14 protein-coding genes are annotated in these 15,248 nt (G+C 68.0%); 8 read left to right on the top strand and 6 right to left on the bottom strand.

The window, feature by feature from the left end; translation table 11 throughout:
• Window positions 1–41 precede the first annotated feature (41 nt).
• Together AC4HOU_RS21325 and AC4HOU_RS21320 are read right to left on the bottom strand one after the other, a co-directional pair.
• The gene (locus tag AC4HOU_RS21325; protein ID WP_014349920.1) at window positions 42–464 is read right to left on the bottom strand and encodes a DUF3052 domain-containing protein; all 423 of its coding nucleotides are present in this window, start codon (window positions 462–464) and stop codon (window positions 42–44) included.
• Between the two features lie 117 nt (window positions 465–581).
• Complete coding sequence (locus AC4HOU_RS21320) at window positions 582–1,139, bottom strand: Rv2240c family protein (protein ID WP_163814150.1); 558 nt, start codon at window positions 1,137–1,139, stop codon at window positions 582–584.
• Window positions 1,140–1,518: 379 nt separating this feature from the next.
• Here AC4HOU_RS21320 and aceE point away from each other — a divergent pair, with 379 nt between their 5' ends.
• The 6 genes from aceE (at window position 1,519) to AC4HOU_RS21290 (ending at window position 9,950) form a co-directional block, all read left to right on the top strand.
• Window positions 1,519–4,314: a pyruvate dehydrogenase (acetyl-transferring), homodimeric type gene (gene aceE, locus AC4HOU_RS21315; protein ID WP_490725074.1), complete on the top strand. Its 2,796-nt coding sequence runs from the start codon at window positions 1,519–1,521 to the stop codon at window positions 4,312–4,314.
• Between the two features lie 44 nt (window positions 4,315–4,358).
• On the top strand, window positions 4,359–5,660 hold the full coding sequence (locus AC4HOU_RS21310; protein ID WP_375139400.1) for a PucR family transcriptional regulator: 1,302 nt from the start codon (window positions 4,359–4,361) through the stop codon (window positions 5,658–5,660).
• Window positions 5,661–5,788: 128 nt separating this feature from the next.
• Window positions 5,789–6,703: an ACP S-malonyltransferase gene (locus tag AC4HOU_RS21305; protein WP_163814151.1), complete on the top strand. Its 915-nt coding sequence runs from the start codon at window positions 5,789–5,791 to the stop codon at window positions 6,701–6,703.
• 126 nt (window positions 6,704–6,829) lie between these two features.
• A complete protein-coding gene (gene acpM / locus AC4HOU_RS21300; protein ID WP_014349925.1) occupies window positions 6,830–7,132 on the top strand; it encodes a meromycolate extension acyl carrier protein AcpM in 303 nt (100 codons plus the stop codon).
• 10 nt (window positions 7,133–7,142) lie between these two features.
• A complete protein-coding gene (locus AC4HOU_RS21295) occupies window positions 7,143–8,393 on the top strand; it encodes a KasA/KasB family beta-ketoacyl-ACP synthase (protein ID WP_163814152.1) in 1,251 nt (416 codons plus the stop codon).
• A gap of 123 nt (window positions 8,394–8,516) precedes the next feature.
• Window positions 8,517–9,950, top strand: a complete 1,434-nt coding sequence (locus tag AC4HOU_RS21290; protein ID WP_163814153.1) for an acyl-CoA carboxylase subunit beta — start codon at window positions 8,517–8,519, stop codon at window positions 9,948–9,950.
• Window positions 9,951–10,085: 135 nt separating this feature from the next.
• On the opposite strand, the gene AC4HOU_RS21285 is transcribed toward AC4HOU_RS21290, so the two are convergent.
• From AC4HOU_RS21285 to AC4HOU_RS21275, 3 genes are all read right to left on the bottom strand, one after another.
• Complete coding sequence (locus AC4HOU_RS21285) at window positions 10,086–10,709, bottom strand: TetR/AcrR family transcriptional regulator (protein WP_490725033.1); 624 nt, start codon at window positions 10,707–10,709, stop codon at window positions 10,086–10,088.
• A gap of 92 nt (window positions 10,710–10,801) precedes the next feature.
• Window positions 10,802–10,966, bottom strand: coding sequence for a hypothetical protein (locus AC4HOU_RS21280; protein ID WP_218586424.1), 165 nt, complete (start codon window positions 10,964–10,966; stop codon window positions 10,802–10,804).
• A gap of 186 nt (window positions 10,967–11,152) precedes the next feature.
• Window positions 11,153–11,668: a gamma carbonic anhydrase family protein gene (locus AC4HOU_RS21275; RefSeq protein WP_195007254.1), complete on the bottom strand. Its 516-nt coding sequence runs from the start codon at window positions 11,666–11,668 to the stop codon at window positions 11,153–11,155.
• A 259-nt stretch (window positions 11,669–11,927) separates the two neighbouring features.
• On the opposite strand from AC4HOU_RS21275, the gene ald reads away from it, so the two are divergent.
• Window positions 11,928–13,043, top strand: a complete 1,116-nt coding sequence (gene ald / locus AC4HOU_RS21270) for an alanine dehydrogenase (protein ID WP_163814156.1) — start codon at window positions 11,928–11,930, stop codon at window positions 13,041–13,043.
• Window positions 13,044–13,065: 22 nt separating this feature from the next.
• Here the strand turns inward: ald and sigJ are convergent, their stop codons facing one another.
• The gene (gene sigJ / locus AC4HOU_RS21265) at window positions 13,066–14,025 is read right to left on the bottom strand and encodes an RNA polymerase sigma factor SigJ (RefSeq protein WP_163814157.1); all 960 of its coding nucleotides are present in this window, start codon (window positions 14,023–14,025) and stop codon (window positions 13,066–13,068) included.
• Between the two features lie 274 nt (window positions 14,026–14,299).
• On the opposite strand from sigJ, the gene AC4HOU_RS21260 reads away from it, so the two are divergent.
• Window positions 14,300–15,223 (top strand): cobalamin biosynthesis protein, encoded by a 924-nt coding sequence (locus AC4HOU_RS21260; RefSeq protein WP_195021151.1) that lies wholly within the window; start codon window positions 14,300–14,302, stop codon window positions 15,221–15,223.
• The last annotated feature ends 25 nt before the right edge of the window (window positions 15,224–15,248 follow it).

Genomic DNA, 15,248 nt, shown 5'->3' with positions numbered 1-15,248 from the left:
GCGTACACATCGCCCGGCCGCAACCTTAGGTGAAACGCCGGTCAGCGCTGTTTGGAGGGTGCCTTCGGCTGGACGAGGCGGCTGCCCGCCCAATCGCCGAGGCTGATCGCCGAGGTCTGGGTCAGGCCCGCGGTGGGGGCTGCCTCGGCGATCTCGCTGGGATCGACATGGCCGGGCTGGCCGGTCTTGGGGGTGAGCACCCAGATGAAACCGTCGTCGGCGAGCGGTCCGATCGCCTCCATCAGCTCGTCGACCAGGTCGCCGTCACCGTCGCGCCACCAGAGCAGCACGACGTCGATGACCTCGTCGGAATCCTCGTCCAGCAGTTCCGTTCCGATGGTTTCCTCGACGTCGGCCCGAAGGTCGTCGTTGGTGTCCTCGTCCCAGCCCAGCTCCTGGACGACCAAGCCGTGGGTGATGCCAAGCTTCTGAGCGAAATTCTGCGCGTCCGCCGCGGCGACCACGGTGGTGTCCTCCTCAATATGCCGACTACAGGTAGGTGCAAGCGAACATGGTTATCGGCCGCAACGCAAGCCGATCCGATGAATTGGCCACCGGATGTCGCGGGAAATCCAGTGCGATCAGCGCGCCGAGCAGTCGTCACGTACCGCGTTGCGCGCGTCGTTGACCCGGCGGCTGGCGTCGTTGAGCGGGCCCACCGGCGCGGTGTAGTGCATACCCCTGGTGGCCTGCGCCAACGCCCGCGCGGCGGTGACGTACTCGGTGAGCTTGCCCTTCAGGTCTTCGGGCAGATCGTCCTTGGCCGCGTTGACGCCCGCCTCGACCTTGTTGGCGGCGTCTTCGAGGGTGGTCGCCGCGGTATCGCGCTTGGCGTCGTAATCGGGGGCGTTCGAGTCGTGCGCGTCGACGAACTCGTTGTATTTGCTGACCCCGACGCCGGTGATGACGGGGAACTGGCCGCAGTTGTCGGCGATGGCCTTGGCCTGCGCGGCCGCCTTGCGTGAGGAGGTGGCCGCCGCCGAGGACGACGCCGCATAGGTCTTGTAGGCCGACAGGTCGGCGGCATTGGGCGCGGCGGTGCCGTCCACGCTGTTCGAGCAGCCCGCGATCGTCGCTCCCGCGATCAGCGCTGCGGCCGCGCACACCAGCCCGACCCCGCGTGGGTCCAGCAGTTTCATCGTCCTCCCCGCTCTCATTTCTCGTGTTCTGGTCGATATCCGGGCAGCCCCCGAACACCGGTCCACACCGGAAACTGCCGAGTAACCCGTCGAGGAGAAACCGTACTGGATTTGTAGCTGACATGATGACCTGGGACGCATCCTCGGCAAGGATGGAGGGTGCGCCCGGACTTTCGTAAACGGGTGGTCCGCCCACCAGAGTGGCCGCCCGGGGAAACAGACGCCATCAGCTTGTCCGCCCCATGTACGAGGAGCAGATTTGACCGACCTGATCCACTCTTCCGCTCCAGCGCAACCCGCTGTACCCGATTCCACGCCGCCCGGTGCCCGCGACGCGAACGGATCGTCCGCCGGCCGTCAGACCGGCGAACGGGTCCGGGTGATCCGCGAAGGCGTGGCGTCCTACCTGCCCGATATCGATCCGGAGGAGACCAGCGAATGGCTGGAATCCTTCGACGACATGCTCGACCGGGAGGGCCCGGGGCGTGCGCGCTATCTGATGCTGCGCCTGCTCGAGCGTGCCGGTGAGCGCCGGGTCTCCATTCCCGCGCTGACCTCCACCGATTACGTCAACACCATTCCCACCGAGAACGAGCCGTGGTTCCCCGGCGACGAAGAGGTGGAGCGCCGCTATCGCGCCTGGATTCGCTGGAATGCGGCGATCATGGTGCATCGCGCGCAGCGCCCCGGCATCGGCGTGGGCGGCCATATTTCGACCTACGCGTCGTCGGCGGCGTTGTACGAGGTCGGTTTCAATCATTTCTTCCGCGGCAAGGATCATCCCGGCGGCGGCGATTCGATTTTCATCCAGGGCCATGCTTCGCCCGGTATCTACGCCCGCGCCTTCTTGGAAGGCCGGCTGTCCACCGATCAGATGGACGGGTTCCGGCAGGAATACAGCCACGGCGGTCCCGGTAAGGGCCTGCCGTCGTATCCGCATCCGCGCCTGCTCGACAACTTCTGGGAATTCCCCACGGTGTCGATGGGCCTCGGTCCGATGAACGCGATCTATCAGGCGCGTTTCAATCATTACCTGCACGATCGCGGCATCAAGGACACCTCCGATCAGCACGTGTGGGCCTTCCTCGGTGACGGCGAGATGGACGAGCCGGAATCGCGCGGGCTCATCCAGGTCGCGGCGAACGAGGGTCTGGACAATCTGACCTTCGTCATCAATTGCAATCTGCAACGCCTGGACGGCCCGGTGCGCGGCAACGGCAAGATCATCCAGGAGCTGGAGTCGTTCTTCCGCGGTGCGGGCTGGAACGTCATCAAGGTGATCTGGGGCCGCGAGTGGGACGCGCTGCTCGGCGCCGACCGCGACGGCGCGCTGGTGAATCTGATGAACACCACTCCCGACGGCGACTATCAGACCTACAAGGCCAATGACGGCGCCTACGTGCGCGATCACTTCTTCGGCCGCGATCCGCGCACCAAGGCACTGGTGGCGGATCTGTCGGATCAGGAGATCTGGAACCTCAAGCGCGGTGGCCACGACTACCGCAAGGTCTACGCCGCCTACGCCGCCGCGATGGCGCACAAGGGCCAGCCGACGGTGATCCTGGCCAAGACCATCAAGGGCTACACCCTCGGCAAGCACTTCGAGGGCCGCAACGCCACCCATCAGATGAAGAAGCTGAGGTTGCAGGACCTCAAGGACTTCCGCGACCTGCAGCGCATCCCGATCAGCGACGCCGAGCTGGAGAAGGATCCGTACCTGCCGCCGTACTACCACCCCGGTATGGAGGCCCGCGAGATCCAGTACATGCTGGATCGGCGCAAGGCGCTTGGCGGGTTCCTGCCCGAGCGGCGCACCACGGCCAAGCCGCTGAAGCTGCCGGGTGACGAGGCCTACCGCTCGGTGCGCAAGGGCTCCGGCAAGCAGAACGTCGCCACCACGATGGCGCTGGTGCGGCTGATGAAGGAGCTGTTGCGGGACAAGGAGATCGGCAAGCGGATCGTGCCGATCATTCCCGACGAGGCCCGCACCTTCGGTATGGACTCGTGGTTCCCGTCGCTGAAGATCTACAACCGCAACGGCCAGCTCTACACCTCGGTCGACGCGGAACTGATGCTGGCCTACAAGGAGAGCACGGTCGGCCAGATCCTGCACGAGGGCATCAACGAGGCCGGTTCCACCGCGTCGTTCACCGCGGCGGGCACTTCATACGCCACCCACAGTGAGCCGATGATCCCGCTCTACATCTTCTATTCGATGTTCGGGTTCCAGCGCACCGGTGACGGCCTGTGGGCGGCCGCTGACCAGCTGGCGCGTGGGTTCGTGCTCGGCGCCACCGCCGGTCGCACCACGCTCACCGGCGAGGGCCTGCAGCACAACGACGGGCATTCGCTGCTGCTGGCCTCGACCAACCCGGCCGTGGTCACCTACGATCCGGCGTTCGCGTTCGAGATCGCCCACATCGTGCGTGACGGCCTGCGCCGGATGTACGGCGGCGGTAAGCCCGACACCGGCCCGTACGCCATGCCGGGGATCGAGTCGCACACCCGCGACGAGGCCGATGTGTTCGGCGGCGAGAACGTCTTCTACTACATCACCCTGTACAACGAGCCGTACCAGCAGCCGGCCGAGCCGGACAACCTGGACGTGGCCGGGCTGCTCAAGGGTATCTACCTGTACAAGCCGGGTGCCGACGGTGATGTGCGTGCGCAGATCCTCGTCTCCGGCGTCACCGTGCCCGACGGTGTGCGCGCGCAGGAACTGCTCGCCGAATGGGGGGTGGCCGCCGATGTGTGGTCGGTGACGTCGTGGGGTGAGCTTCGCAAGGAAGCGCTGGCCAAGGAGATCGCGGCGTTGCGCGCGCCCGGCACCGACGCGGCCGTGCCGTACGTCACCGAGGCGCTGTCTCGGGTCCAGGGCCCCTATATCGCGGCCACCGACTGGATGCGCGCGGTGCCCGATCAGGTGCGTCAGTGGGTGCCGGGTGAGTTCGTCACCCTCGGCACCGACGGTTTCGGCTTCTCCGACACCCGTCCGGCCGCGCGCCGGGTGTTCAATGTCGACGCCGAATCCATCGCTGTCGCGGCGCTGGAGGCCCTGGTGCGGGCGGGCAAGGTCGAGCAGTCGGTGCTCGCCGAGGCGGCGCAGCGCTACCGCATCGACGACGTCGACGCCGCGCCGAAGCCGGTGGCGGGCGCGGACGGAGAAACCGAATAGCGCACCATTAGAGGGTGGATCGAAAACCGCCGCGGCCGCGACGGATCTCCGACGGCTCCTCCGAGCACGAGGTGTATCTGCCGACCGGCGCGCTCTCACCGAACCGGCAGACCCGCGACCCGCTCCCGGACACGCTGCTCAAACGCGTGAAGCAGTTCTCGGGGCGGCTGTCCACCGAGGCTGTCGGGTCGATGCAGGACAGGTTGCCGTTCTTCGCCGATCTGGACGCCGCGCAGCGGGCCGGCGTCCAGATGCTGGTGCAGACCGCGGTGGTGAACTTCCTGGAGTGGTTGCAGGATCCCGACAGCGATATCCGGTTCAGCCTGGACGCCTTCCAGGTGATCCCGCAGGATCTGGCGCGGCGGCTGACGTTGCGCCAGACCGTGGACATGGTCCGGGTGGCCATGGAGTTCTTCGAACAGTGGCTGCCCGCGCTGGCGCGCAACGACCGGCAGCTGGTGGCGCTCACCGAGGCGGTGCTGCGATACGGGCGTGAGCTCGGTTTCGCGGCCGCCTCGGTGTATGCCAGCGCCGCCGAATCCCGTGGCGCCTGGGATACCCGGTTGGAGGCGCTGGTCGTCGACGCCGTGGTGCGCGGCGACACCGGCCCGGACATGCTGTCGCGGGCCGCCACGCTCAACTGGGACGCCACCGCGCCCGCCACCGTGCTCGTCGGGACCCCGCCGCGCGATCAGGGCGTCTCGGTGGTCGGTGGGGTGCACACCATCGCCGCCAGGCACGGACGCGCCGCGCTGGCGGTGGTGCAGGGTTCACGGTTGGTGATGGTGGTCAGCGGGCATCTCGACGACACCGCCCAGGTGTCGTCGTTCCTGTCGGATCTGTTGAACGAGGTGTTCTCCGACGGTCCGGTGGTGATCGGACCGACCACGCGCACCTTGGGCGCCGCGCATGCCAGCGCACTGGAGGCACTGGCCGGTATGGAGGCGGTGATCGGCTGGCGAGGCGCCCCGCGGCCGGTGCACGCCTCGGAATTGCTACCCGAACGGGCGTTGCTGGGGGACCGAGCTGCGATCGAGGCGCTGAACGAGTATCTTGTCCTTCCGTTGGCCGCGGCCGGATCGGCGCTGGCGGACACTCTCGATGCCTACTTGGATTGTGGTGGAGCGGTCGAGACGTGTGCCCGTCAGCTGTACGTCCATCCAAATACCGTTCGCTACCGCCTCAAACGAATCGGTGAGATCACCGGGCGTGATCCGCTCAATCCGCGGGATGCGTACGTGCTCCGGATTGCCGCCACAGTAGGTCGTTTGACACGAACTCGTAACGAATCGTCCACTCCAGTATCTGAGGCCACTTACGTCTCGACCGACGGAGATGGGCTGTAACGCGATCGACGGCTGCGTCGATCCGGGCGAGCCACGTGGCGTTTTGTGGAGTTCACACAAAACGGGTCCGCAAGCTTCATTCGCGTCGACATCTCCCGAGAGCCGCCTCACAGTGTTCTCTTAGAGATGTGATCGCGTTGTTCGCCCCTGGACAGGGCTCCCAGACACCCGGCATGCTCGCACCTTGGCTCGACCTCCCCGGCGCGCATGACCGTCTCGCGCTGTGGTCGAAGGCCTCCGGTCTGGACCTGGTTCGTCTCGGCACCACCGCGACGGCCGAAGAGATCACCGACACCGCGGTCACCCAGCCGCTGGTCGTCGCTGCCGCGCTGCTCGCTTTCGCCGAAATCGACACCGAAACGCTTCCGGCCGATACCATCGTCGCCGGACACTCGGTCGGCGAACTCGCCGCCGCCGCCGTCGCCGGAGTCATCTCCGCCGACGACGCGGTCACCCTGGCCGCCATCCGCGGTGCGGAAATGGCCAAGGCGTGCGCGCTCGAACCGACCGGAATGTCCGCCGTGCTCGGTGGCGACGAAGCCGCCGTGCTCGAACGGCTCGCGGAACTCGACCTCGTCCCGGCCAACCGCAACGCGGTCGGCCAGATCGTGGCCGCGGGCGCCCTGGACGCTCTCGCCGAGCTCGCCGCGAACCCACCGGAAAAGGCCCGGGTTCGCGCGCTGCCCGTCGCGGGCGCGTTCCACACCGCGTACATGGCTCCGGCCCAGGACGCGGTCACCGCAGCTGTGGCAAAGATCGCGCCCAACGAGCCGACCCGGACCTTGCTGTCGAACTTCGACGGTAAGCCGGTCGCCTCGGGTCAGGACGCGGTCGATAAGCTCGCCGCGCAGGTCACCCGGCCCGTCCGGTGGGACCTGTGCACCGAAACGGTCCGGCAGGCCGGCGTTTCGGCGGTGGTGGAACTGCCGCCGGCGGGCACCCTCGTCGGAATTGCCAAACGGGAACTGAAGGGCACGCCGACGCTTGCGCTGAAGACCCCCGCTGACCTCCCCACCTTGGCCGAGCTCACCGGCTCCGGCTAGCTTTCCACCCGCGATCGTGCTTCGAAGATGAAGCCCGGTCGTGACCGAGTTGGCGTAACTTTCCGCCCGCTCGATCCGAAGAAAAACAGTGAAGCCCTACACAGTAACAAGAAGGGAGCCACCAAAGTGGCCGCTCTGACCCAGGAACAAATCGTCGAGGAACTCGGCAAGATCATCGAAGAGGTGACCGGTATCGAGCCCTCCGAGGTGACGATCGAGAAGTCCTTCGTCGATGACCTGGACATCGACTCGCTGTCCATGGTCGAGATCGCGGTGCAGACCGAGGACAAGTACGGCGTGAAGATCCCGGACGAGGATCTGGCCAGCCTGAAGACGGTCGGCGACGCCGTCTCCTACATCCAGAAGCTCGAGGCGGAGAACGCTGACGCCGCCGCGGAGCTCAAGGCCAAGTTCGACAACGCCGAGTAGGGCCGACACCGTGACCACTCCTTCCACCTTGAACGGGAACTTCCCCAACGTCGTCGTAACGAGCCTGGCGGCGACCACGTCGATCGCGGGCGACGTCGATGCGACGTGGAAGGGACTCCTCAACGGCGAGAGCGGCATCGACGTTCTCGAGGATTCCTTCGTCGAGGAATACGACCTTCCGGTCCGCATCGGCGGCCACCTGAAGGTTTCGCCGGACACCCTGCTCAGCCGGGTCGAGATCCGGCGCATGGCCTACGTCGAGCGGCTCGCGACCGTGCTCGGTCGCGAGGTATGGCGCAACGCGGGCAGCCCCGAGGTCGATCCCGACCGGCTGGGTGTGGCCATCGGCACCGGGCTCGGTGGCGGTGACGCACTCATCGATTCGGTGGACAAGCTGAAGAACGGCGGCTATCGCAAGATCTCGCCGCTGGCTGTTCAGATGGTCATGCCGAATGGCCCGTCGGCCGTTGTCGGTCTCGAGCTGAAGGCCAGGGCGGGAGTGGTCACTCCGGTCTCGGCGTGCTCGTCGGGTTCGGAAGCCATCGCCAACGCGTGGCGGATGATCGCCATGGGCGATGCCGACATCGTCGTCACCGGTGGTGTCGAGGGCTACATCGACTCGGTGCCGATCGCCGCGTTCTCCATGATGCGTGCGATGAGCACCCGCAACGACGATCCGAAGGGCGCCTCGCGTCCGTTCGACAAGGATCGCGACGGGTTCGTCTTCGGTGAGGCCGGTGCGCTGATGGTCATCGAGACCGAGGAGCACGCCAAGGCACGTGGGGCCACCATCCATGCCCGCCTGCTCGGCGCAGGCATCACCTCCGACGGCTTCCACCTGGTCGCGCCCGATCCCGAGGGCACCGGCGCCGCGCGCGCCATGACCAGGGCGATGCAGACCGCGGGTCTGTCCGCCAAGGACATCACCCACATCAACGCCCACGCGACTGCCACCCCGATCGGTGACACCGCGGAGGCGAAGGCGATCAACAAGGCCGTGGGTAACCACGCCTCGGTGTACGCGCCCAAATCAGCACTCGGTCACTCGATCGGCGCCGTCGGCGCCCTCGAGTCGGTGCTCACCGTGCTCAGCATCCGGGACGGCATCGTTCCGCCGACGCTGAACCTGGAGAACCAGGATCCCGAGATCGACCTCGATGTGGTGAAGGGCGAAGCCCGCCGCCAGGAGATCGAGTACGCGATCAACAACTCCTTCGGATTCGGTGGGCACAATGTCGCGCTCGCCTTCGGCCGGGCCTGATCCGAGACCCGTCCGACTGATCGACGAACCCGGTGGGGGTTGGCCAACTGAATGGCTCGACCCCCGCCGGGCCCTCGACCTTCGCAGCTGCTAGCGCGGCCACCATCATTGAGGAGAGACGCGATGACAATCTTGGCACCCGCGTATCAGCAGGACACCGCCACAGATCCGCGTGATCCGCTGGGCAGGCTCCAGCGTTTCTTCGATCCAGGAACCATTCTTCCCCTCCATCCGCGCGACAAGTCCGGCGTGCTGGCGGCGATCGGTGAGGTCGATGGTGTGCGCACCGTCGCCTACTGTTCGGATGCCACCGTCATGGGTGGCGCGATGGGTGTCGAGGGCTGCAAGCACATCGTCGACGCGATCGACACCGCCATCGACTCCGGTATTCCGGTGGTCGGTCTGTGGCATTCCGGTGGCGCCCGGCTGGCCGAGGGTGTCGAGGCCCTGCACGCGGTCGGCCTGGTGTTCGAGGCCATGGTCCGCGCCTCCGGTCTGGTGCCGCAGATCTCGGTGGTGCTCGGTTTCGCCGCGGGTGGCGCCGCCTACGGTCCGGCGCTGACCGACATCGTAATCATGGCGCCGGAGGGCCGCGTCTTCGTAACCGGCCCGGACGTGGTGCGCAGCGTCACCGGCGAGCAGGTCGACATGGCCACCCTCGGTGGCCCGGAGACCCACGGCAAGAAGTCCGGCGTCACCCATATCGTCGCCGACGACGAGGCCGATGCCATGCACCGCGCCCGCCGGCTGGTGTCGATGTTCGCCGAGCAGGGCGAATTCGATCTGGTCGCCGCCGAGCACGGCAATGTGGACCTCAAGGCGATGCTGCCGGAGTCGGCCAAGCGTGCCTACGACGTCAAGCCGCTGGTGCACGAGCTGCTCGACAATGTCGACGGCGAGTCCAGCTTCGAGGAATTGCAGGGCGGCTACGCGCGCTCGATGGTGACCGGTCTCGGTCGGCTGGGCGGGCGTACGGTCGGTGTGCTGGCCAACAACCCGTTGCGGCTGGGCGGATGCCTGAACTCCGAGAGCGCCGAGAAGGCCGCGCGGTTCGTGCGGCTGTGCGATGCGTTCGGTATCCCGCTGGTCGTCATCACCGACGTGCCCGGTTACCTGCCCGGCGTGAGCCAGGAATGGGAAGGCGTGGTGCGGCGTGGTGCGAAGCTGCTGCACGCGTTCGCCGAGGCTCGGGTCCCGCGCGTCACGCTGGTCACCCGCAAGATCTACGGCGGCGCCTACATCGCGATGAATGCCCGCTCGCTCGGCGCTACCGCGGTGTACGCCTGGCCCGGGTCCGAGGTGGCCGTGATGGGCGCCAAGGCCGCGGTCGGCATCCTGCACAAGAAAGCGCTGGCTGCCGCGCCCGAGGAAGAGCGGGAGGCGCTGCACGAACGTCTCACCGCCGAACACGAGGCCATCGCGGGCGGCGTGGAGCGCGCCATCGCCATCGGCGTGGTGGACGAGGTGATCGACCCGGCCAAGACCCGCAGCGTCATCGCGGCGGCGCTGGCGTCGGCGCCCGCGCGCAAGAGCCACCACAAGAACATTCCACTGTGATCGGCTGAGATCGATTCGGTAGGCGACGAACAGGCCTCGGGCATCCCGGGGCCTGTTCGCGTTGTGCGGGCAAAGTATTCGATGCTGCCGTTGCCGGTGCACGTTGCCGGTGTCTGTTCGATCCCGGCCGGCGCGCTAGCGGCTCGGGCGGACGCCGACCATCGGCAGCAGGGTGCGGCGGGAGAATTCGCGGGCGGCGTCCTCGTCGTCGAGGGGGATGAGCCCGTCCGGGGTCAGCGCCAGCGACTGGGCCAGCCGGGCCATGATCTCGGCGACCAGGTCGGCGTCGAAATCGGCGGCTGCCTCGGCATCGCGCAGTTCGCGCAGCTTCGCGGCCAGATAGGTGCGGCCGACCGCGAGCACCGGACCCGCGTCGGTGGTGAGCCGGGGCAGGACCAACTCCGGTTCCGTGCGCAGAAGCCTGCGCAGCAGTTCATTGCCCGCGATGGCGGCGATGAACGCGACGAAGATCTCCACCAGCTGGTTCTCGGTGCCCGCCACGGTGCGCACCCTGGCATCGATATCGGCGACGAATCGTTGTGCCTCACGCACACTCACCGCCTCGACCAGATCGTTCTTCGATTCGAAACGGCGATAGAGGGTGGCGGGACTGATCCCGGCGCGGCGCGCGATCTCGCCCATGCTGGTGCGCTTGATCCCGAAATCCAGGAACGCCGACAGCGCGCTTTCCAGCAGCGCTTCGCTGTCGGCAGCCGGCTTGTCGAGGATGCGCTGCAGGATGGGCGGGACGGTCGGCATCGAGTCTCCACGGGGACGGCGCACGGCATCACGGCCGTCGCGGCGGTGCGTTCGTTGCCCGCAATTATGCGCCGAGCTCGGCGCCGCGTAGTTCAGTGCCGCGGCAGATCGAATTCGGCCATTTCCTTTTCGATCGCGTTGGCCGCGAAATCCACCCCACTGGAACGCAATTCGTGCACGCGGCGCTGGAGCGCCTCGATACCGCCGGGTTGGGCCGCGATATCGGCCACACTGATCCGCCCCTTAGGCCGGTGCATACTGGACTGCTTGTACGCCACGGACTTACCTCCTGCTCGACAGCGCGCCGCGCCATGGGGCTTACCGGAACACCGTGGACCGAACCGATGATCGGCCGGGGCGGGTGGAGTAGCCCGATAGAGTGGGCGCACTGCCGAAAATGCTAGCAGCGGATCCTACTGGACGCTTGATCAGTGTGGCGGGTATCACAGCACTTTTGCGTTGCGATGTGTGCCGCTGTGATGCAAGTAGGCGAGCGCATTCAGGCGAATGCCATTCTGCTGATCTTCGGTGAGCTCACGGCGCACTTTGCCGGGTACGCCGGCGACCAGGGAACCCGGCGGAATCTGCGCGCCCTCGGGGATCAGCGCGTTGGCCGCGATCAGGCTGCCGGCCCCGATGACCGCGCCGTTGAGCACGGTGGCGCCCATGCCGATCAGCACATCGTCTTCGACCGTGCACCCGTGCAGGATCGCGTTGTGCCCCACCGAGACTCCGGTGCCCACCACCACCGGGAAACCGGGGTCGGTGTGCACGGCGCAGCCGTCCTGGATATTGCTGCGCGCGCCGATGGTGATCTGCTCGCCGTCACCGCGCAGCACGGCGTTGTACCAGATGCTCGCTTCGGCGGCGATGTGCACGCGGCCGATCAGCGTGGCGTTCACCGCGATGAAGGCGGTCGCGTCGACCTCAGGGGCGATCCCGTCGATTTCAATCCTCATGCCGAGCAACTTATCGGGTCGCCCGCGGAGGTCGGTGCCCGGAACAGGGCGCGGCGGGTAGCCCGGGGTCGTGAGGCAATCGCAGCGGGGAGTCCATGCCCGGGTGAACGGTTCCGGGTGTAGGCGTGGGCGGTGCTCCGGGCTCATCATCTGGGCGCCATGATCAGAATCGGGGCCGAGCGGGGCATGGTTGCGGGCAGGTTGCGACATCAGGGCCGGGTTCATGGCACGCCGGGTCCATCTGGGCCACGATGGCGGTATGAGGATCGGTGTGCCGGGGGAGGTCAAGGAGCAGGAGTTCCGGGTGGCCCTCACGCCTGCGGGCGCCGCGGACCTCGTCGGGCGTGGGCATGAGGTAGCGGTGCAGGCCGGGGCGGGCGCGGGCTCGGGATTTCCCGATGCCGATTACGTCGCGGCCGGGGCGCGCATGGTGCCCGACGCGGATGCGGTGTGGGCGTCGGCGGAGCTGGTGCTGAAGGTGAAGGAGCCGATCGCGCAGGAATATCACCGGCTGCGTGACGGGCAGGTGCTGTTCACCTATCTGCATCTGGCGGCGTCGCGCGAGTGTACCGACGCGATCCTGCGCTCGGGGACCACCGCGATCGCCTACGAGACCGTGCGCGCACCCGACGGCACCCTGCCGCTGCTTGCGCCGATGAGTGAGGTCGCGGGCAAGCTGGCCACCCAGGTCGGCGCCTACCACCTGATGGCCCCGCTGGGCGGTGCGGGAGTGTTGCTGGGTGGTGTGCCGGGGGTCCGTCCGGCCGATGTGGTGGTGCTCGGCGGCGGGGTCGCCGGCACCAACGCGGCCACCGTCGCGGCCGGGATGGGCGCGCGGGTGAGCGTTCTCGACACCAACCTGAACCGGCTGCGGGCACTGGACGACCGGTTCGGTGGACGGCTGACGACCATCGCCTCCAATGCCGCCGAAGTCGAACGGGCCGTGCTCGCCGCCGATCTGGTGATCGGTTCGGTGCTGGTGCCGGGGGCGCGAGCGCCGAAACTGGTCTCGCGCGAGCTGGTCGCGGGCATGCGGCCGGGCTCGGTCCTGGTCGACGTCGCCATCGACCAGGGCGGCTGCTTTGCCGGTTCACATCCGACCACGCACGCGAATCCCACCTTCCGCGTGGCGAACTCGCTCTACTACTGCGTGGCGAATATGCCGGGCGCTGTCCCGCACACCGCGACCGTCGCCCTCACCAACGCCACACTGCCCTATATCCGGGCCATCGCCGCCGACGGCTGGCAGGCCGCCTGCGCTGCCGACCCGGGGCTGGCCCACGGGCTCACCGCGGACGCCGGGCGTCTGCTGTCGCCGGAAGTGGCGGCGGCGCACGGGTATTCGACGGTCCGGCGGGTGGGGCTCGCGGGTTGAGTATCGGAGGCAGATCGGCCCGTCAGTCCGTGGCCGGCCGATCACTGTCCGATTCGTTGAGGAACCACGGCTCGCCGGAGTCCGGGATGTCGTGCAGCTTGTCCGGGTTGCGGACGACGTCGATCGCGGTGATGCGGCCGGCGTCGACGGTGAAGGAGAAGACGCCGGTATGCGTTCCGTCGAACACCACCAGCCCGGGACGGCCGTTGACCAGCACCTTGCGCCCCCACGAGCGCGCCGACGGCGAGCTGTACCAGCCGAGCAGCAATTTGGCGATGAGTTCGGCGCCGGTGACGGGCTTGCGCACGGCGGGAACCTTGCCGCCGCCGTCGGCGGTCAGGGTGACACCGGTGTCCAGCACTCCGAGCAGGGCACTCATATCGCCGGACCGCCAGGCGAGGGCGAACGCGGACACCACTTTTTCGTGTTCGTCCGGTGAGGCCGGGAATCGCGGGGTGCCGTCTTCGACGCGTTTGCGGGCGCGGGAGGCGAGCTGACGCACCGCCGCGGGGGTGCGGCCGACCACCTCGGCGACCTCGGGTCCGGACATGCCGAACACGTCCTGGAGGACGAAGGCGGTGCGTTCGGCCGGGGACAGCGATTCGAGCACCACCAGCAAAGCCATCGTGACGCGCTCGTCCTGGCTGATCTTGTCCGCCGGGTCGTCCCAGTCCACCACCGTCGGCTCCGGCAGCCATTCGCCGACGTACTGCTCCCGGCGCACCCGTGCCGACCCCAGGTAGTCGAGTGCCAGGCGGCCGGTCACCGTGCTCAACCAGGCCCGCAGATTCTCGATCTCGCCGACGTCACCCGCTTCGTGCTGACGCTGCAACCGCAGCCACGCCTCCTGCACCACGTCCTCGGCGTCGGTGAGGCTGCCGAGCGTGCTGTAGGCGAGCCTGCGCAGATAGGGGCGATGTTCCTCGAAACGCCGGGCCAGCTCGGCCTGATCGATGCGTTCGCCACGGTCGTCGGTATGCACTGCGCTTCGCCATCCTCGTCGTGCGGCCCGGGACCGGGCGGTATCGGATCGTGTCGCCGAGATGACGACGCGGGGCGGTCGAGTGTGACATTCCAGCCGCCCCATCGACCAACAGCGTTCGGCGAGCGTCGATTCTTCCCGGACGCGATGCCGATCTACGCGTCACCGCCCCGGAGCGGGAAGCGACGGGTTACGGCGCTCGACCCCGGCGACGCAGCCGCGTTCGACGTGACCTCGGCGCGTCGGCGGCGTTCGCGCTGGATAGTGTCGCGGGGTGGGTAGGGCAACATCGAGGGCGGCGGGGCTGCTGCTCGGATTCGCGTTGGACCGGGTGTTCGGTGATCCGCGGCGCGGGCATCCGGTGGCCGGGTTCGGTTCGGCGGCGCTGGCGTTGGAATCGGTGACCTACGCGGATCGGCGGACGGCCGGGGTGATGCACGAGGCCGTGCTCGTCGGCGCGGTGACCGGGGCCGGGGTGGCGCTGGCGCGCGGGGGAGTCGTCGCGACGGCGCTGGCGACGTGGACGGTGCTCGGCGGGCACAGCCTGGCGCGCGCCGGGCGGCAGATGGCCGAACGGCTCGAGTCCGGTGATATCGAGGGCGCGCGGGCGCTGCTGCCGTCGCTGTGCGGGCGCGATCCCGAAGCGCTTGACGCCGATGGGCTTGCCCGCGCGGCCCTGGAATCGATCGCGGAGAACACTTCCGACGCGACTGTCGCGCCGTTGTTCTGGGGTGCGGTGGCCGGAGTGCCCGGACTTCTCGGTTACCGGGCTGTCAACACTCTCGATGCGATGATCGGCTACCGCAACGATCGCTACCAGCGCTTCGGTTGGGCCGCTGCCCGCACCGACGACATCGCGAATCTCGCCCCCGCCCGGCTCACCGGCCTGCTCACCGTGGTGCTCGCGCCGCTGGCCGGCGGGCGGCCCGCGCAGGCCTGGCGGGCGTGGCGCCGGGATGCGGCTGGTCACCCCAGCCCGAACGCGGGCGTGGTCGAAGCGTCCATGGCGGGCGCGCTCGGCATCCGCCTCGGCGGGATCACGCAGTACCGGCACGGCATCGAGCAGCGACCCGTCCTCGGCGACGGTGCGCCGCCCACTGTGCCCGATCTGCGTCGGGCGGTGCGGATGTCCGAGGCGGTGCAGCTCGCCGCGGTCGCCGTACTCGCTGGTGTATCGGTGATCCGCTTGCGGCGCTGAATGCGTGCCCCTGGTCGCGAATCGG

This window comes from Nocardia sp. JCM 38205 (assembly GCF_058222935.1).
This window is presented reverse-complemented; position numbering and strand designations above follow the sequence as displayed.

Coding starts and splice junctions, on each gene's coding strand:
- AC4HOU_RS21320 (WP_163814150.1), bottom strand. CDS start 1,139: ATGAAACTGCTGGACCCACGCGGGGTCGGGCTGGTGTGCGCGGCCGCA.
- AC4HOU_RS21290 (WP_163814153.1), top strand. CDS start 8,517: ATGACAATCTTGGCACCCGCGTATCAGCAGGACACCGCCACAGATCCG.
- ald (WP_163814156.1), top strand. CDS start 11,928: ATGAGGATCGGTGTGCCGGGGGAGGTCAAGGAGCAGGAGTTCCGGGTG.
- AC4HOU_RS21285 (WP_490725033.1), bottom strand. CDS start 10,709: ATGCCGACCGTCCCGCCCATCCTGCAGCGCATCCTCGACAAGCCGGCT.
- AC4HOU_RS21275 (WP_195007254.1), bottom strand. CDS start 11,668: ATGAGGATTGAAATCGACGGGATCGCCCCTGAGGTCGACGCGACCGCC.
- AC4HOU_RS21280 (WP_218586424.1), bottom strand. CDS start 10,966: ATGCACCGGCCTAAGGGGCGGATCAGTGTGGCCGATATCGCGGCCCAA.